The sequence below is a fragment of the Roseibium sp. R5 genome (assembly GCF_055755305.1).
In genome coordinates, this window is record NZ_CM146910.1 from 3,496,283 (window position 1) to 3,513,151 (window position 16,869).

16 protein-coding genes and 1 tRNA gene are annotated in these 16,869 nt (G+C 57.2%); 11 read left to right on the forward strand and 6 right to left on the reverse strand.

What is annotated here, in order from left to right:
- Window positions 1-48: 48 nt before the first annotated feature.
- The 6 genes from cobN to AC0J4F_RS16480 all read left to right on the forward strand — a co-directional run bounded on the left by cobN (window position 49) and on the right by AC0J4F_RS16480 (window position 7,218).
- Entirely contained in the window at window positions 49-3,789 is a 3,741-nt protein-coding gene (gene cobN / locus AC0J4F_RS16455) for a cobaltochelatase subunit CobN (RefSeq protein WP_473024054.1), read from the forward strand.
- 14 nt (window positions 3,790-3,803) lie between these two features.
- Complete coding sequence (gene cobO / locus AC0J4F_RS16460; protein WP_209175329.1) at window positions 3,804-4,442, forward strand: cob(I)yrinic acid a,c-diamide adenosyltransferase; 639 nt, start codon at window positions 3,804-3,806, stop codon at window positions 4,440-4,442.
- 9 nt (window positions 4,443-4,451) lie between these two features.
- Complete coding sequence (locus tag AC0J4F_RS16465) at window positions 4,452-4,919, forward strand: GNAT family N-acetyltransferase (protein WP_420337518.1); 468 nt, start codon at window positions 4,452-4,454, stop codon at window positions 4,917-4,919.
- A gap of 1 nt (window position 4,920) precedes the next feature.
- The gene (locus AC0J4F_RS16470; RefSeq protein ID WP_420337519.1) at window positions 4,921-5,229 is read left to right on the forward strand and encodes a YrhK family protein; all 309 of its coding nucleotides are present in this window, start codon (window positions 4,921-4,923) and stop codon (window positions 5,227-5,229) included.
- Complete coding sequence (locus AC0J4F_RS16475) at window positions 5,226-6,713, forward strand: cobyric acid synthase (RefSeq protein ID WP_473024055.1); 1,488 nt, start codon at window positions 5,226-5,228, stop codon at window positions 6,711-6,713. Before AC0J4F_RS16470 ends, AC0J4F_RS16475 begins: the two co-directional genes overlap by 4 nt.
- Before the next feature lie 100 nt (window positions 6,714-6,813).
- Window positions 6,814-7,218, forward strand: a complete 405-nt coding sequence (locus AC0J4F_RS16480) for a hypothetical protein (RefSeq protein ID WP_473024056.1) — start codon at window positions 6,814-6,816, stop codon at window positions 7,216-7,218.
- Window positions 7,219-7,290: 72 nt separating this feature from the next.
- Here the strand turns inward: AC0J4F_RS16480 and AC0J4F_RS16485 are convergent, their stop codons facing one another.
- Genes AC0J4F_RS16485 through cobD form a run of 3 tightly spaced genes read right to left on the reverse strand, consistent with a single transcriptional unit; the run spans window position 7,291 to window position 9,902 of the window.
- On the reverse strand, window positions 7,291-7,902 hold the full coding sequence (locus AC0J4F_RS16485; RefSeq protein WP_133947173.1) for a DUF938 domain-containing protein: 612 nt from the start codon (window positions 7,900-7,902) through the stop codon (window positions 7,291-7,293).
- An 11-nt stretch (window positions 7,903-7,913) separates the two neighbouring features.
- Window positions 7,914-8,891: an adenosylcobinamide-phosphate synthase CbiB gene (gene cbiB / locus AC0J4F_RS16490; RefSeq protein ID WP_473024057.1), complete on the reverse strand. Its 978-nt coding sequence runs from the start codon at window positions 8,889-8,891 to the stop codon at window positions 7,914-7,916.
- A gap of 9 nt (window positions 8,892-8,900) precedes the next feature.
- A complete protein-coding gene (gene cobD / locus AC0J4F_RS16495) occupies window positions 8,901-9,902 on the reverse strand; it encodes a threonine-phosphate decarboxylase CobD (RefSeq protein ID WP_473024058.1) in 1,002 nt (333 codons plus the stop codon).
- 246 nt (window positions 9,903-10,148) lie between these two features.
- On the opposite strand from cobD, the gene AC0J4F_RS16500 reads away from it, so the two are divergent.
- Together AC0J4F_RS16500 and AC0J4F_RS16505 are read left to right on the forward strand one after the other, a co-directional pair.
- Window positions 10,149-11,024, forward strand: a complete 876-nt coding sequence (locus AC0J4F_RS16500; protein WP_473024059.1) for a hypothetical protein — start codon at window positions 10,149-10,151, stop codon at window positions 11,022-11,024.
- A 191-nt stretch (window positions 11,025-11,215) separates the two neighbouring features.
- Entirely contained in the window at window positions 11,216-11,359 is a 144-nt protein-coding gene (locus AC0J4F_RS16505) for a hypothetical protein (RefSeq protein WP_209002201.1), read from the forward strand.
- Window positions 11,360-11,389: 30 nt separating this feature from the next.
- On the opposite strand, the gene AC0J4F_RS16510 is transcribed toward AC0J4F_RS16505, so the two are convergent.
- Together AC0J4F_RS16510 and AC0J4F_RS16515 are read right to left on the reverse strand one after the other, a co-directional pair.
- Entirely contained in the window at window positions 11,390-12,550 is a 1,161-nt protein-coding gene (locus AC0J4F_RS16510; protein ID WP_420337526.1) for a carboxylate-amine ligase, read from the reverse strand.
- A gap of 208 nt (window positions 12,551-12,758) precedes the next feature.
- Window positions 12,759-12,832, reverse strand: a tRNA-Cys gene (locus AC0J4F_RS16515).
- A gap of 250 nt (window positions 12,833-13,082) precedes the next feature.
- Between AC0J4F_RS16515 and AC0J4F_RS16520 the strand changes: the two genes are divergently transcribed.
- From AC0J4F_RS16520 to AC0J4F_RS16530, 3 genes are all read left to right on the forward strand, one after another.
- Window positions 13,083-13,745, forward strand: coding sequence for a protein-L-isoaspartate O-methyltransferase family protein (locus tag AC0J4F_RS16520; RefSeq protein WP_133947179.1), 663 nt, complete (start codon window positions 13,083-13,085; stop codon window positions 13,743-13,745).
- Window positions 13,746-13,989: 244 nt separating this feature from the next.
- Window positions 13,990-15,354, forward strand: a complete 1,365-nt coding sequence (locus AC0J4F_RS16525) for a TolC family outer membrane protein (protein WP_473024060.1) — start codon at window positions 13,990-13,992, stop codon at window positions 15,352-15,354.
- A 263-nt stretch (window positions 15,355-15,617) separates the two neighbouring features.
- Entirely contained in the window at window positions 15,618-16,388 is a 771-nt protein-coding gene (locus tag AC0J4F_RS16530; protein WP_473024061.1) for a PopZ family protein, read from the forward strand.
- A 29-nt stretch (window positions 16,389-16,417) separates the two neighbouring features.
- Here the strand turns inward: AC0J4F_RS16530 and AC0J4F_RS16535 are convergent, their stop codons facing one another.
- Entirely contained in the window at window positions 16,418-16,846 is a 429-nt protein-coding gene (locus AC0J4F_RS16535; protein WP_473024062.1) for a DUF1284 domain-containing protein, read from the reverse strand.
- Window positions 16,847-16,869: the final 23 nt, after the last annotated feature.

Here is a 16,869-nt window from a genome sequence, read left to right on the forward strand (position 1 = left end):
GTCTCATGGTCTATCCATGAGATGACATAAGAACGAGAAAACATCCAGATGCATATTCTCGCAAGCCAGACGCGCCGGATCGATGACGGGGGGGATGCTGTCGACCTCGGCCAGCAGCCTGCCGATATCCTGTTTTTGTCCGCGGCCGATACCGAGCTTGGAAGTCTGGCATCGGCGCAGTCTGGCTTGGGAACGGATACGCCAAGCCTCCGCCTTGCGAACCTGATGGCGCTGTCGCATCCCTATTCGGTTGATCTTTATGCAGAGCAGACGGTTCGCGGATCCCGGATTGTGATCTTGCGTGTCCTCGGTGGTGTCGAATACTGGCGCTATGGGTTGGAGAGGTTTGTAGAAGAGGCCCGCGCCAGCGGCATCGATCTTGTCGTCATACCCGGGGACGACAAATGGGATGACGCTCTCACAAGCCATTCGACGCGCGGCACGGAGGATGTGCGTCAGATGTGGCGCTACTTCGTTGAAGGCGGACCTGAGAACTACGCCAACGCATTGCGGTATGCCGGTCATCTGATCGGGCTTACTGAAGAGCCTGCGCATGCGGTTCCTCTGCCAAGAGCCGGTATTTATCTGCCCGGTCATACCGCGCCGGGTCTGGGAACGTTGAGATCAACCTGGGCAGACCCGAAGGCTCCCGTCGCTGCGATCACCTTTTACCGGGCTCTGGTGCAAGGATCCCAGACCGCGCCTGTTGATGCTTTGGTATCCGCACTCGCAGAGACCGGAGTCAATGCGCTGCCGGTCTTTGTCTCCAGCCTCAAGGAAGCGGAATCCATCGCTGTTCTGGACGCGTTGTTTGAAGAGGCAAAACCAGATGTGATTTTGAACGGGACTGCTTTTGCTGTTTCCAAGGCCGGGATCGACCACCAGCCGACGCCGCTCGACAAATGGGGCAAGCCTGTTCTCCAGGTGGTGTTCTCGTCTTCATCCAAAGAGGGCTGGGAGGAGAGTGACCAAGGCCTGTCGATCCGCGATCTTGCAATGCATGTGGTGTTGCCGGAAATTGACGGGCGGTTGTTGACCCGGGCCGTATCTTTCAAGGAAGAAGGGGTTTTTGACGCCGCGACGCAATCAACGCCCGTGAAATTCACCCCCGTGCCGGATCGCATGCGGTTCGTGGCCGACTTGACGGCCAATTGGGCTGGTCTTGGCCGGGTTGCAGTAAAAGACAAGAAGACCGCGTTGATCCTGGCAAATTATCCGAACAAGGATGGTCGTCTTGCCAATGGGGTCGGCCTTGACACGCCAGCCTCCTGCGTGTCCGTGCTCAAAGCCATGAAGAAGGTCGGATATGATGTCGGCGACGCCCCGGAAACGTCGGCGGACCTGATGGATGTATTGACGTCCGGCGTGACCAACGCCCTTGCGGAAAGGCAGGAGAAGGCGAGCTATGAGCGGCTGTCACTTACCGCTTATACCGCCGAATTTGCCAAACTGCCGGAGGCTGTCCGCAGAGCCGTTGAAAATCGATGGGGCAAGCCGCAAGACGATCCTCATGTGATCGACGGTGCGTTCCGGCTGGCGTTGCATCGGTTCGGCAATCAGGTCGTCGGCATCCAGCCCGCACGTGGCTACAACATTGATCCCAAAGAGACTTACCACGATCCGGATCTGGTGCCGCCGCACCACTATTTTGCGTTCTATATCTGGCTACGCCGGGAGTTTGGCGCTGATGCGGTGATCCATCTCGGCAAGCACGGAAATCTCGAATGGCTGCCTGGCAAGGCGTTGGCTCTGTCTGAAGGCTGCTTCCCGGAGGCCGTGCTTGGCCCAATGCCGAACATTTATCCGTTTATCGTCAATGATCCGGGTGAGGGGGCGCAGGCGAAGCGCCGCACATCCGCTGTAATCGTTGACCACCTGACACCGCCGCTCACGCGGGCCGAAAGCCATGGTGTTGCCGAAGAGCTGGAGACCCTGCTTGATGAATACTACCTCGCAAGCGGTGTCGATCCTCGGCGTCTTAAGGCGTTGACCCGGGACATCCTGGATGCGGCCAGCAGGCACGGTCTCGACAAGGACATTGGCATCACCGACGAGATGGATGAAGACACCCGTCTTGCCCGACTTGATGCACATTTGTGTGATCTGAAAGAACTTCAAATCCGCGACGGCTTACATATTTTGGGCGAGAGCCCGGAAGGCGATCTCCTCACCGATCTGCTGTCTGCGCTGGTGCGGGTCCCGCGTGGCGGTGAGGCAGGGCAAAACAGCTTGCAGCGAGCGCTTTCAGAGGACTTGGGCTTTGCCGCATTTGACCCGCTCAATTGTGATTTTGCAGCACCTTGGATCGGACCAAAGCCGGATGTTCTGGAAAGTCTCTCTGATGCGCCATGGCGCTCAAATGGCGATACGGTTGAGCGGCTTGAACTGCTCGCACAACAAATTATCGCGGGCGATATAGTCTCGCCGTCAGGCTGGCCTGCGGTGCAGGCGGTGCTCGCCGAAATCGAAGAACGGATCCGTCCGGCGGTGACCGGTTCCGGACGGTCGGAGCTGGACGCAGTCTTGACCGCGCTGAATGGCGGGTTCGTGAAACCGGGGCCTTCCGGTGCACCGTCTCGTGGCCGGCCGGATGTCTTGCCGACGGGCAAGAACTTTTATTCCGTCGATGTGCGTGCTGTTCCAACAGAAACAGCCTGGCGTCTTGGCCAGCAATCGGCCTCGCTGGTGGCCGAGCGGTATTTTCAGGAAGAAGGCGAGTGGCCAGCATCGCTGGTTTTGACCTGCTGGGGCACGGCCAACATGCGCACGGGCGGCGATGATATCGCGCAAGCACTGGCGCTGATTGGCGTCAAACCGGTCTGGGAGGCTGCCTCTGGCCGCGTCACAGGCTTTGAAATCTTGAAATTGTCGGAACTCGGACGCCCGCGGATCGACGTGACTCTAAGGGTTTCGGGCTTTTTCCGGGATGCTTTCCCGCATCAGATGGACCTTTTTGACAGCGCCGTGCGGGCCGTCGGTCAACTGGAAGAACCTGAGGATGCCAATCCCGTTGCCGCTCGCATGAAACAGGAATCTGCCAAGTTGACTGCTGCTGGCCTGTCGCCAGATGAGGCCCAGCGCCGGGCCGGGTTCCGGGTGTTTGGCTCTAAGCCCGGGGCCTATGGGGCCGGCCTACAAGCGCTGATCGATGAAGGCATCTGGGATGAGCGCGGTGATTTTGCCGAAGCTTTCCTGACCTGGGGCGGCTATGCCTATGGCGGCGGTGCGTCCGGTGATCAGGCCCGCGGCGAGCTGGAAGGCCGGTTGGCTTCCGTGGATGCGGTTCTGCACAATCAGGATAACCGCGAGCACGACCTTCTCGACAGCGATGACTATTATCAGTTCGAAGGCGGTCTTGCGGCAACAGTCGAGCACCTAAAAGGTGACGCCCCAAAGATCTATCACAACGACCACTCGCGCCCCGAGCGTCCGGTGGTGCGTTCCTTGTCGGAGGAAATCGGCCGTGTCGTGCGCGGCCGGGCCGCCAATCCGAAATGGATCAAGGGCGTGATGCGTCACGGCTATAAGGGTGCGTTCGAGATGGTGGCAACGCTCGACTATCTCTTTGCGTTTGCCGCAACGACCAGGGCAGTTGGCGATCATCATTTTGATCAGCTTTACGAGGCTTATCTGGACGATGAAGTCGTGCGCGACTTTCTTCAAGACGCAAATCCGGCAGGCTACCAGGAGATGCTGGCACGGTTTCAAGAAGCGCTGGATCGCGGCCTCTGGACACCGCGCCGCAATTCGACCCATGCTGCACTGAATGATTTGAACAAAACACAATAATCGGGAGACACACCATGACCGCCGATACGGATAAACCCGAGCTTACGGAAGACGAACTCAACGCGCGCCATGCGGAAAAAATGCGCAAGAAAAAAGCCGCGCGCGATAAGATCATGGCGACCAAGACCATCGAAAAAGGCCTTGTGATCGTTCACACCGGCAAGGGCAAGGGCAAGTCGACGGCCGGGTTCGGCATGGTGTTTCGCTCGCTCGGTCATGGTCACAAGGTGGGCGTTGTCCAGTTCGTGAAAGGCCGGATCGAGACCGGCGAACGTATGGCCTTGGAACGGTTCGACGATCTGGTGACCATCAAGCGCATGGGGGAAGGGTTCACCTGGGAAACCCAGGACAGGCAAAGGGACATCGACGCGGCTCAACAGGCCTGGGACGCTGCTAAGGACATGATCCGCTCCGGAGATTTCCGTTTGATCCTGTGTGATGAACTCAACATCGTGCTGCGCTACGACTATCTCGACATCAACGAGGTCGTCGATTTCCTCAAGAATGAAAAGCCGGAAGACGTTCATGTGATCATCACCGGGCGGAACGCCAAGGACGAACTGCTGGAGGTGGCCGACCTTGTGACGGACATGACGCAGGTCAAGCATCCGTTCCGGTCCGGCGTGAAGCCGCAAGAAGGCATTGAGTTCTAAGACCAAACGATGCCTTACACAGTTGCACGCGCCAGCAGCGCGGATTCTCACGAGATCGCGCTGCTGCTGCGCGCGTCCATTATTGAGCTCTGCGGGCTTGACCATGGCGACAATCCGGATCGCTACAAAGCCTGGCTGAAAAACAAAACTGCCGCGAACGTGGAAAGCTGGATCGATGGTCCGGGGGCAGCGTTTGTCGTCCAGAATCAGGACAAACGCATTCTCGGCTTTGCGATGGGGACACCCTCGGGACACATCCCCTTGATGTATGTGTTGCCGGATGCGCGTTTGACCGGAGTGAGCAAAACCTTGATGCGGGCGCTTGAAGACACGTTTCGAGACCGCGGTCTGGATGAGGCTCGTCTCTCCAGCACCCTCACGGCAGAGCGCTTTTATAAATCCCTTGGATATGCTGAAACCGGAGAGACAAAAACCCAGTTGGACATGACCTTCCGGTGTTTCAAAAAGGGCCTTTGAAATGAGCAAGCTGTTTGATCATAACATTCGCAGCGCGTCCCCGGACCATGCAGAGATCGTGCGCAAGTACGAACTTTACCGGACGATCGTGGAGTTTCTGGCAGCGCTCATGTTCGTGATCGGCAGCATTTTCTTCTTCTACGAGAGCCTGCTTTATGCCGGAACCTGGTTGTTTCTGATCGGCTCGATCCTTTTTGGTGTCCGGCCAACCATCCGGCTCCTTCTGGAACTGAAACTCGCCAATCTCCCGGTGCCAAAAGAATTCCGGCCATATGGCGCGCCGCCGGTTGATGAGCCGGTAAGCCGATGACACACAGCACTGGCCGCCGCACACCGGCTCTGATGATCCAGGGGACCGGGTCCAATGTCGGCAAGAGCTTGATAGTTGCCGGGCTGTGCCGCCTCTTTGCCAACCGCGGCATGACTGTCCGCCCGTTCAAGCCGCAAAACATGTCCAACAATGCCGCTGTCACCTTCGACGGCGGTGAGATCGGCCGGGCTCAGGCCCTGCAGGCGATGGGCTGTCGCGTGCCTCTCACGGTGCATATGAATCCGGTTCTCCTGAAGCCGGAAACGGATACCGGCGCGCAGATCATCGTTCAGGGTAAGCGCTTCGGCACCATGCGCGCCCGCGAATATGGCAAGCAGAAAGCAGAGCTTTTGCCGAAGGTTCTGGAAAGCTTCTCAAAACTTCAATCTGACGCCGATTTGGTCATCGTGGAAGGCGCGGGCAGCCCTGCCGAAATCAACCTTCGGGCAGGCGACATCGCCAACATGGGCTTTGCGGAAGCAGCTGACCTGCCTGTTGTCCTATGCGCTGACATTGACCGGGGCGGTGTGATTGCCTCGGTGGTCGGCACCCACGCAGTGCTGGAGCCGTCCGAGCAGGACCGCATCAAGGCGTTCTTCATCAATCGGTTTCGCGGCGATCCGAGCCTCTTTGACGACGGCATGCGCGAGATCGCCCAGCGCACCGGCTGGCAGGGCCTCGGCGTGGTGCCGTGGTTTGCAGATGCCAGCAAACTGCCGGCAGAAGATGCGCTCGATCTTGCAAGCGGCGCGGGCAGCGGCAAGATCAAGATCGTCGTTCCGGTGATTTCCCGGATTGCCAATTTCGATGATCTCGACCCGCTTCGGATGGAGCCGGATGTTTCGCTAGAGCTGATCAGACCTGGAACGCCCTTGCCGGGAGATGCAGATCTCGTTCTTCTGCCCGGATCGAAATCAACCATCGGCGATCTGGCCTTCTTCCGGAAACAAGGCTGGGACATTGATCTGGTGGCTCACGTGCGCCGGGGCGGCCATGTTCTCGGGATATGCGGCGGTTACCAGATGCTCGGCAAATCCATCTCCGACCCCGATGGCATCGAGGGAACGGCCGGAAGTGTTGAAGGGCTTGGGCTTCTTGATGTCGAAACGGTGCTGACGCCGGATAAATCGCTCGTCGAGGCCGAGGGCAAGCATCTTGCCAGCGGCGCCAGTGTCAAAGGATACGAGATCCATATCGGCCGCACATCCGGGCCTGATTGCGCGCGGCCATACCTCCACATCCGCGACGCGGGCGGAGCGCCGAAACTGGATGGGGCACAATCATCAGATGGCCGTATTGCCGGGACCTATTTGCATGGCCTTTTCACCGATGATGATTTTCGAAAAGCCTATCTAAGAGGCTTCGGAGCGGTGTCCGACCTTGCCTACGAGCACCAGATCGACGCGGTGCTTGATGATCTGGCGAAACATTTGGAGGGTGTTCTGGATACCGAGGCGATTTTGGCTATCGCAAACAACCGATAGATCCGAAGATCGATTTTTTGGGGTTCTTATGAAGTATCTTGGGGCTGTGTTGGTCAGGCTTTTTGCGGTTTTTTTGCTGGTCAGCAACCTGAGCACTTTGTTGAGTTTGATCTATTTCGCCGCAAACTCCAATCAGGCCTTTCAGTTTGTCTCGCTTGGTGCCGCCGGTGGCGGTCTGCTCATAGCTGGTCTGCTGTTTTTCTTTCCGCAAATTGTTCTACGCGGTTTGAAAATACCTGATCCGAAGGCAGAGCCGGATCAGGTCCCTTCTGAAAACATGCTGCAGATCGGGATTGTTGTTATTGGTCTCTACTTCACAGTTCGTGGTCTGCAATCCCTGTTCAATGCCGTCTTGATAAAGTTTTATATGGCCTCTCAACCGGCTTCGGCTGTTCTGGCAAACCCGGAGCTTGGCAACGGATTGTTCACGCTGGGGATTGGAGTGTTCCTGTTCGTTGGAGCACGTAGATTGTCTAACTTCGTCCTGAAATTAAGGCGGTTTTGAGTGTCCGCGCTGCTTGCCGAACGATATGAAGCGCTGCGAGCAAATCGGGCAGTCGGGTACTAAATATCGTCCTCAGCCCCGCTCCCAGACCACCATCTGATTGTTCGCCGGCATGGCATGATCGGCGGTGAATTTCAGACCGGCTTTTTGGGCAAGGGCGTCGAGCGCTTCGAAATCGCGGATGCCACTGACCGGGTTCCAGCTTTTCAGTTGGACATCAAAGGCGGCATTGCTGTCGGTAGTAAATTCGCCGCCGTACTTGAGCGGTCCGTAGACGCACAGAGCGCCGTTCTTTGTGCTCAGCACTTCCCCGGCGCGGGTGAAACACTGCTCCACATGCTCAAATGACATTATGTGCAATGTGTTGGCGGTGAAGATTGCGTCAAAGGCCTCCGATCCGTCCGGGGCTGGCAAGGGCCATGGCGGCGCAGCGACGTCGAGTGCGAGCGGGGCCGGTGTCCGGTCGTTGCCGTCCTGTTTCAGCCTTTCAGTGATGCCCGGGACGTTGTCCGGCAAATCACTGCATTGCCAGGTGATGTGCGGTAAGGCGTTCGTCACGTGAACTGCGTGCTGGCCGTTGCCGCTGCCGATCTCCAGAACCTTTGTCCGGTTCGCCAGAAAGGGCCGTAAGGTCTCCAGAATGACGTCCTTGTTGCGATCAGCGGCAGCAGAAAAGGGGAGCATGGTTTTGTCTCTCAAATCAGGAAAAGGACAGCCAGAAACAGAACAAGCGCGGCTTCGATACCATACGCGCCGACAAGAACCTTGATGCCGCGTGAGATGTCATCAGCCGTTGCGTCGCGGCGCCCGTCTGCATTCATGTAGGGATCATCGACCGTGTATCCAGGATAGGTCCTTGGGCCGGCCAACGCCAAACCAAGCGCCCCGGCCATTGCCGCTTCCGGCCAGCCGGCATTGGGGGAGCGGTGCTGTTTCGCATCCTGAACCATGATCGAAATACTCTTTCGGACGGATCCGCCGGCAAGTGGCGCGGCAAGCGCCAGGAACACACCCGACAAACGGGAGGCAGGAAGATTGATCAAGTCATCGAACCGGGCAGATGCCCAGCCGAAATCAGAATACATTTCGTTCTTGTGGCCGATCATGCTGTCTGCGGTGTTCACCGCTTTGTAGGCGATCAGGCCCGGCAACCCCAGAACGGCAAACCAGAAAACCGGCGCGACAATACCGTCGGAGAAATTCTCGGCGCAGGATTCGATCGCAGCGCGGGAGACGCCCGCCTCATCCAAGGTGTTCGGGTCCCGGCCGACAATCATGGCGACGGCCTGCCGGCCACCGGCAAGACCGTTGTTTTGCAAGCCGTCTCTGACCGCAGCAACGTGCTCATAAAGGCTTTTTTGAGCGATCAAAACCGCCGCGATGATCACGATCAGGAGTTCACCGAAAGGGATCGGGGCTGCCCATTTCTGAAACAAGACGCCTAGTGCAAGACCGCCGATCAACAAGATCAACAAGGTTACGATCCCGGTGAAGCGGCGGGTCGGAGCGCGCCAGTTTTCGCGGTTCAGCGTTTTATCAAGCGCTGAAATAACCTTGCCAATCCAAACCACCGGATGGGGCAGACGGCGCCAGAGCCAGTCCGGATCGCCTATTATCCCGTCGAGGATCAGGGCGGCGAGAAGCAGCCAAAGCGCATTTTCATAAAGCAGCATGAGTGTTGGTTAGAGGTCTTTTTGAGCCGCTGCAAGCGCGTCGGTCAGGCGTGTCAGGTTTTCAGTGCCACCCGGCAGGCCAAAGCGGATCCAGGTTGGTGCATAGTCGAAGATCCGGGTCCAGATCCGCTGTTTGGCGAGCGCGTCATGCAGCTTGGCAGCAGATCTTGTCCCTGCAAGCGCGTAAAGCGGGGTGCCGCCAAAAACGCTCAACATGTTCTGTTGCAGCGCCAGTGTGAGATCGGCCATTTCGTCGGCCAGTTGGCGGCTCATGGATTTCTGCCAGGCTTGGTCTTTCAGCGCAGTGGCGCCGAGCTCGAGGGCCGGGCCGCTGAGGCACCAGCTTTCCAGAAGGGCGGAGACCTTTGCGGTCATCGGCGTTGGTCCCGCCAGGAAACCGAGGCGCAGTCCGGCCAGACCAAAGAACTTGCCGAAGGAGCGCAAGATCAGAATGTTTTCATCACCAATATGCGGCAGAAGACTTGAACCGGGCATGACATCGGCAAAGGCTTCGTCCACCACGAGGTACCCACCGCGCTCCGTCAAAGTTCGGGCGATCTCCAGAAGGCTTTTGACATCAACAAGTTGACCGTCGGGATTGTTCGGATTGACGAGCAGAACGATTTTCGCATCGGCCGGTAGGGCATAAATGCTGGACAGCTCGACTGGTTTGCGGTCGTCCCGTGTCCAGACGTCCGCATGGCTGGTGTAAGTCGGGGCTGCGAGCGCAACTGGGCCTTGGGGCAGAAGCTGCGGCAACACTGACAAGAGCAACTGCGTACCGGGACCTGCGGCAAGTCCAAGATGATCCGGGACTGCATAGGCCTGGCGTGCGGCGCCAATAAGCTGATCCTGGGCTGATTGTGCCGGCAGGGACGTCCAGGCCTTCTCTGAAAATCGGTCCGGGACTGGATAGGCATGCGGATTGATTCCGGTCGACAAGTCGAGCCACTGGTCAGGTGTCCCGCCAAAGCGCTCGATTGCTTCGCTCAAATCTCCGCCGTGCTTCATGACCCGGTCAGTCCTGTTTAGTGCGCAAGCCGCATTGTTGTCCAAGGCTGCTATCTAGCGGATATCAATGATAAAAGTACAGGCAGATCGCGACCTAGGTTGCGGTAGAAACGGCACATGAGACAAAGCAGGGGTCTTATGCGTGGGAAAAAGACATTGTCGATTTGGCCAAGTCGCCAAGGTTTGCAGATCGCGATACGAATTCCTGTGTGTTTTGCCAATTGAGTTCCAGTCAAGGGAGACGCAATGTTCGGATCACGTGCTGTGCTGGTCTTGGTTCTGATGATCTGGATAACTGCAAGTGCGGGTGTTCAGGCACAGCAGATCGTGCGGCTGGGGATCGAACATTATGATGATGGCGATGACCGGTATGAAGTTTCCTTGCTAAAACTGGCCTTGGAGCATTCCGGAGAGGATGCCGTCCTTAAGGTGGTTTCGCTCGGTGATACGACGCAGGAGCGCGTGTTGATCGAGTTCGAGCAGGGTCGTTCTAACTTCGATGTATTTTACAGCGGCGGATCGCCGGAACGCGAACAGCGTTTTGAGCAGATCGACATCCCCTTGAGCCGTGGCTTGCTCGGGCACCGCATATTTGTGACCCGCAAAGATCAGCTGGATCGCCTGGCGCTGATTAAGACCCTCGACGAGTTTCGCGACTATGCTGTAATTGGCTCAGGATTCGGCTGGCCGGACACGGATATTTTCAGGGCAGCCGGGTTCAAGGTTCTGCCGGCAGAGTGGAAAAACATCTGGCGGATGCTGTCGGTGGGCCGTACGAACGTCTTTAATCTCGGTGTCCATGAAGCTCATGCGGAACGAGCGAATTTCGATGCGATCTATCCAAACCTCACCGTCGATAACAATCTGCTGGTGAAATACCGCTTCGGGTTTTTCTTCTACGTACAAAAAGACAACCGTGCTCTTGCAGATCTGATCGAACGCGGACTGGAGCGGGCTTACGAGACCGGTGCGTTCATGCAGCTTTTCGAGCGCCATCCACGCATACAGCGGGTATTGGACCATATCCGGCAAAACGATTTGACCGTTCTGGAGATCCCCAATCCTTATTTATCCGACCGGCACAGAGCGATCTCGGACCGGTATTGGCATGACGTAAAATAGCTTTGCTTTATATTGACACGCGGCGGCGCATGGCTGAAAATAGAACAAAATAAGAACATTTGGCTGTGCGCAGGATAGAATTGACCATGTCTCACCCAAGGCGAACCCGGTCTCCATTGGATTTTGACCGGGATAAGTTACTGCAATCACTGGGAAGTGCCCGTTCGGCACTGATTGAGGCGCATCGAAGCATGAAACCGAAATCAGGCCTTGCGCGTTCTGCAGATGCGGTCGTGTCTGAAATCGATGAATTTGCCTTGGTTCTGACCGGATCGCGTGACTTTTTTCATCTGAAAGCGCACGGAACACCGCCATCCAAGGACGACCCAAGCTAAGGCTTCTGGTCCCGGAAGATCAGATCAGCATCATACGGCTTTTGCTGACACAGGTATTTCGGCAAGGCCATGCTGCGTTTCATGGACCAGCTGATCCACAACGGCCTCCAGTTTCGATCGGTCGATCAGGCTGTCTTCCGACATGTCTCCTGCAAGTGCCAGCTGTCGATCCGCTGATGTACCGCGCTCTGCAATCGTCCGGATGTGGGCGATCTCCGCTTCACAGCCAAAAAACGCAGCATCTGGGGCCACCAGCTCGCTGATTTCGTCGACCAGATCCTTGAATGCGATGGATTTCTTCTGGCCGAAGTCGATCAAATTGGCAGCCGAGCCATGCCGCTGAGCCTGCCAGCGATTTTCCGCGAGCAGGAACCTGGAATAGTGCCGCCATCCCTGATTGGCGCGCCGCAGGCGGTAGAGCATCCGGCAGAGGCACCGGAAGAGCGCTGCAATGGCAACGGCATCCTCAACGCACGGGCAAACATCCGTCACCCGCATTTCAAGGGTCGGAAACCGGTCGGAGGGTCGAAGGTCCCACCAGATCTTGGTCGCATCCTCGATGACGCCAGCTTGAACCAGCATGTCGATGGTGTGGCGGTAGTCTTCATGGCTCTCAAATCGCGGCGGCAATCCGGTGCGGGGCAGCTCGTTGAACACCGAAAGCCGGTAGGATTTAAGTCCCGTGTTTCGGCCCCGCCAGAAAGGCGAAGATGTGCTGAGCGCCAGAAGATGAGGCAGGAAGTAGGTCAGTTGATTGAAAAGATCGACGCGCAGCTCTGCATCTTCAATGCCGATATGAACATGCATGCCGCAGATCAGGAGGCGCTTGGCGACAACCTGCATGACCCTGGCCAGATCGTTGTAGCGTTCCTTATCGGTGTGTGGCTGCTCGGTCCATTCCGCAAAGGGGTGGGTCGAGGCGGCAATAGGCGCCAGGCCATGCCGGGCGGCCTCATCGGCTATGGTTTTGCGGAAATAAGCCAGTTCTGCCTTCACTTCGCCAAGCGTCATGCAAACCGGAGTGCCAACTTCGATCTGGCATTGAAGAAATTCCGGACTAACCCGGCCTTCCAGTGCGGTTTCGCAGGCAGAAAACAATTCGGATGGCGGGGAGCTCGCGATTTTGCGGCTCGCGCGGTCGACCAGAAGATATTCTTCCTCAACCCCGATGCTGAAGCTGGGTTCTTTCATTTAAACAGCTTGCGGGAGCAAGCTTCAAAGGGTCAAGCACGAATTATTGCGCAGAGCAGCATTGATATTTGCGGTGAGAGCCCCCGTGTGGCTCCGGCGCACTCAAGTTAACCGGATGGCGAACACTCAAAACACAAGGACAGATGCCGCGTGGATCTGCGCTCGGTGATTAAGGCCGGCCTGAGAATTTAAAATTGTCGAAGAAAAATGGAGGCCCCGACCGGAATCGAACCGGTGTACACGGATTTGCAATCCGCTGCGTCACCACTCCGCCACAGGGCCCCTCGGTGGTGTGCCGCGCCTTATCAAACACTTGGCGCGGCAGGTCAAGTCCTGATTGATTGGCTGATGACATTTCCACTGTGACACCCATGGAAAGGTCTGTATGACTGATTGTCAGCGGTAAAAATTCTCCCGGATTTCAAAGGGTTTGGTGATAGAGCCGCATCTGGTGCTTGTCAGGGCGGGTTTGCCTCGGTATGGAACCAGCCGAAGAGGTGCCGGGACGCCGGCAATTCAAGCGAGGGCCGATATGACGGACTTTAACCAGTCCCGCCGCAAGATGGTGGACAACCAGTTGCGTACCAACGATGTGACGGATCACCAGATCCTGGATGCAATGGAGGTGGTTCCGCGCGAACGGTTCGTTCCTGCATCCAAGCGGACAGTGGCCTACATCGATGAAGACCTGCCCATCGGTGCCTCCGGGTCCGGCCGGTACTTGATGAAGCCGCATATCTTCGGAAAACTGATCCAGCTGGCGCAAATCAGTGCGGACGACATTGTGCTCGTGATTGGGGCCGGCAGTGGCTACAGCACGGCGGTCGCGGCAAAACTGGCCGCTTCTGTCGTCGCTCTGGAAGAAAACGCGGAACTGGCCCGCGATGCTGGCGATCTCCTTGTGGATCTCGGAACTGAAAACGCGGTCGTTGTTGAAGGTCCGCTGGTGGATGGCTACGCTGCGGAAGGCCCATACGACGTTATTCTGATTGATGGTGCGGTTGAGGTTCTGCCCGAGGCTTTGCTGAAACAGTTGAAGTCCGACGGCCGCCTTGTTGTCATCGAAGGCCAGGGCGGAGCAGGCGTTGCCAAGCTGTATCAGAAATCGGGCGAAGTGGTGAGCGGGCGATTTGCGTTTAATGCATCGGCAGCGCTGCTTCCCGGTTTTGCTCAAGCAGCAGAGTTTACCTTTTAAAGGTTTGTAAAAAGAGTTGTTTCCGGTCTGAATTGAAGACCGGGCATGATCGGTCAGTGGCACGTGTTGTGTTACGCAGCGTGCTCCGTCGGAGCCTGTTGCCTATAAGCCGCACTGGAAGATTTTCATTAAATCTGGGCTCGTGCCGGTTGAAGATGGACACCGGTGAGTTTACTCAGGTTTTGAGTGTACGTGGGTGAGCCGGAAGGAGTGTGGAGTGTCTGGTCGTTCAAGGGTGAAAGCAATGGCACTATCGAAAGGACTGATGAGCGGGGTTGCCGCTGTCGTCTTGTCCGGCTTCATTGCGTCCTCGGCCGGTGCCGACACGATCCGTGATGCGCTGTCTCTCGCTTATGCGAACAACCCGACCCTGAACGCGGCCCGGGCCCAGTTGCGCGGTGTCAACGAAAACGTGCCGCAAGCTCTGGCCGGTTGGCGGCCAACGGCTTCTGCGGCGCTGGCGGCCGGCGGTGTTCGCTCCTCAGTGAATGGGCGGCAGGCTTACCGCAACAACGCAGCGATCTCGCTGACCCTCAGCCAAGCGGTCTTCCGCGGCTTCCGAACGGTAAACTCCACGCGCCAGGCTGAGGCTGTTGTCCGTGCCCAGCGCGAAAGCCTGATGTCGAGCGAGCAGGACACTCTCCTCAGCGCCGCGACCGCCTATGTCGATGTGATTCGCGATACTGCGCTCGTCTCTCTGCAGCGCAGCGACCTTGCGTTCCTTCAGGAGCAGGTGCGCGCCGCGCGCGATCGGTTTGATGTGGGTGAGGGAACCCGGACCGACGTCTCCCAAGCAGAAGCGCGTGCCGCGGAAGCGCAGGCGGCACTGAACACGGCGCTTGCAAATTTGAATACCAGTCGGGCGATTTACCGTCAGGTGATCGGTGTGGACCCTAAAAGCCTCTCGGCGGATACATCCATTACACGCCAGGTGCCCAAATCCCTGGATGTGGCACTTCAGACGAGTGAAGAGAAACAACCTCTGATCCAGCAAGCGCAACACTTGGTGGATGCGGCGATCTTCAATGTGAAGACCATCGAGGGGGAGTTGCTGCCTACTGTCACCGTTGATGCAAGCGTTGGCCGGAGCTGGAACCCTTCGAACACGGTTGATCTCAACAACAATGCGCAGATTTTTGGCAACGTCAGCATTCCGATCTACCAAGGTGGCGGCGTATATTCGCGTGTGCGTCAAGCCAAGGAGGAACTGGGTCAAACCCGCCTTCAGTTGGATGTGGCTCGCGATCAGGTTCGCGCAAATGTCATCTCCGCGTGGGGCATATTTCAAGCCGCCGAAGCGTCAATCGTTGCGGCGCGTGCGGCTGTGGAGGCGCAGCAACTGGCTCTTGAAGGGGTGATTGAAGAGCAGCGCGTTGGCCAGCGGACCACCCTGGACGTCTTGGATGCGCAACGAGACCTCGTAACTCAACAATCGAATCTTGTGACGGCACAGCGGAACCGCATTGTTGGCGGTTACCAGCTGGTGGCATCCGTTGGTTTGCTAGATGCAGAGTCCCTCGGGCTGAATGTCTCTATCTACAATCCAGAACAGCACTACAAGTCCGTGCGTGGCAAGTGGATTGGCCTGCGGACACCGGATGGCCGCTAAATCCGGCCTTTAAGTCTGTCGCAAATGCACATGCATCTCTGAAACCGGCTCTTGCCGGTTTCTTTGTTTTCAGCGTTTGCGCGGAGCGATTCGGTTTGCATTTACGCAAAAGTTTACAAAAAGTGGACTTAAAAGGGGAAAAGCCTATCTCAGGCCATGCGGTTGCTTTGCGCGTTTCCAGTTGATCCGCATAATTTCCTTAACGAATCATCCGGGGGACTTCTGGTTGGAGCGTAGAGTAGCCAACAAGTACGGGGGACGTCATGTCACAGGCGAGTAAGGCTGAAGAGCCGTCGATGGAGGAGATCCTCGCATCGATACGCCGGATCATATCTGATGAAGACTCCCAGAGTGCGGACTCCGGCAATGAACAAGCAGATGAAACCCCAGTAGAAGCAAAGGCGGAGGATGATATGGGTGATGCCTCCGAGATGTCACAAGACGACCTCGACAAGCTGTTCGATATGGACGGCGATGACGATGTCGCTGAAGACGAAGGCGCGGATGACATGGCTGCGGCCATGATGGCCGACGCTGCGGAAGATGAGAGCGATGCGGGCGACGACGACGTCCTCGAACTGACGGAAGAACTTGCAGTCGAATCCACCGACGATCTGGATATGGTCGACGGGCTCGCAGAAGATCTCGACAATGTTGACGGTGACGTTTCCTTCGCACCGGATCCAGAGCCAGAGCCTGCGGAAGACCTCATGACACCGCCGGAGCCGGAGGGCGAGCCGGAAGCCTTGTTCGAGCCGGAAGAACCGGTGATCCAGTCCAAGCCTATTCCGGATGACCTGCCGGATGTGGCGCCTGAAGACTATCTGACATCCGCTGCGACAGGGCAGGCGGTTCACGCGGCGCTTGACAATTTTTCAGACATGTTGATCAGCACAAAAGCGCAGACTATCGAAGAGATGGTTCGTGACATGCTGCGTCCGATGATCAAGGCTTGGCTCGATCAGAACCTGCCGCCCATGGTTGAGCAGATGGTCAAAAAGGAAGTCCAGCGCGTGATCCGCCGCCGCGACTGATCCTGCAAACACATCGGATTTATCGGGAATTACAGGGGCGACCGGAGACGGCAGCCCCTGAAGTCCGTTTTGGCAATGCCTGTACAAAGCTCATGCCAGTCGCACCCAGCACATGCCTGCCGAATGCTTCCGCTCTGAAAAGCTGAACGTAGCTTGGAAATATCTTTGCCGCTGAAGCGGAGAGGGCCAACCGATAACGGCTTGCCGAAGAGCAGCAGCCCGATGTCGCGTGCGGCCAATCGGTCCCGCTCACGCACGCTTTCATTGTGACAATGGCAGGTGGGGTCATTAAGCATCGGCACGCAAATGTCGTCCGGACCATCGACCAGTTTGATGGCCTCACCATCGTTGAGGCGATTGATAATAGCTTTGTAGGAGTCCACGAAAGCAGGGGTGTAGCCCTTTCCGGCGAAGGTCAGCATACATAGAAGATGGTGTGCGCGGAGGCGGATGGTCATAAGAACAGGCGTTTCACCGGCTT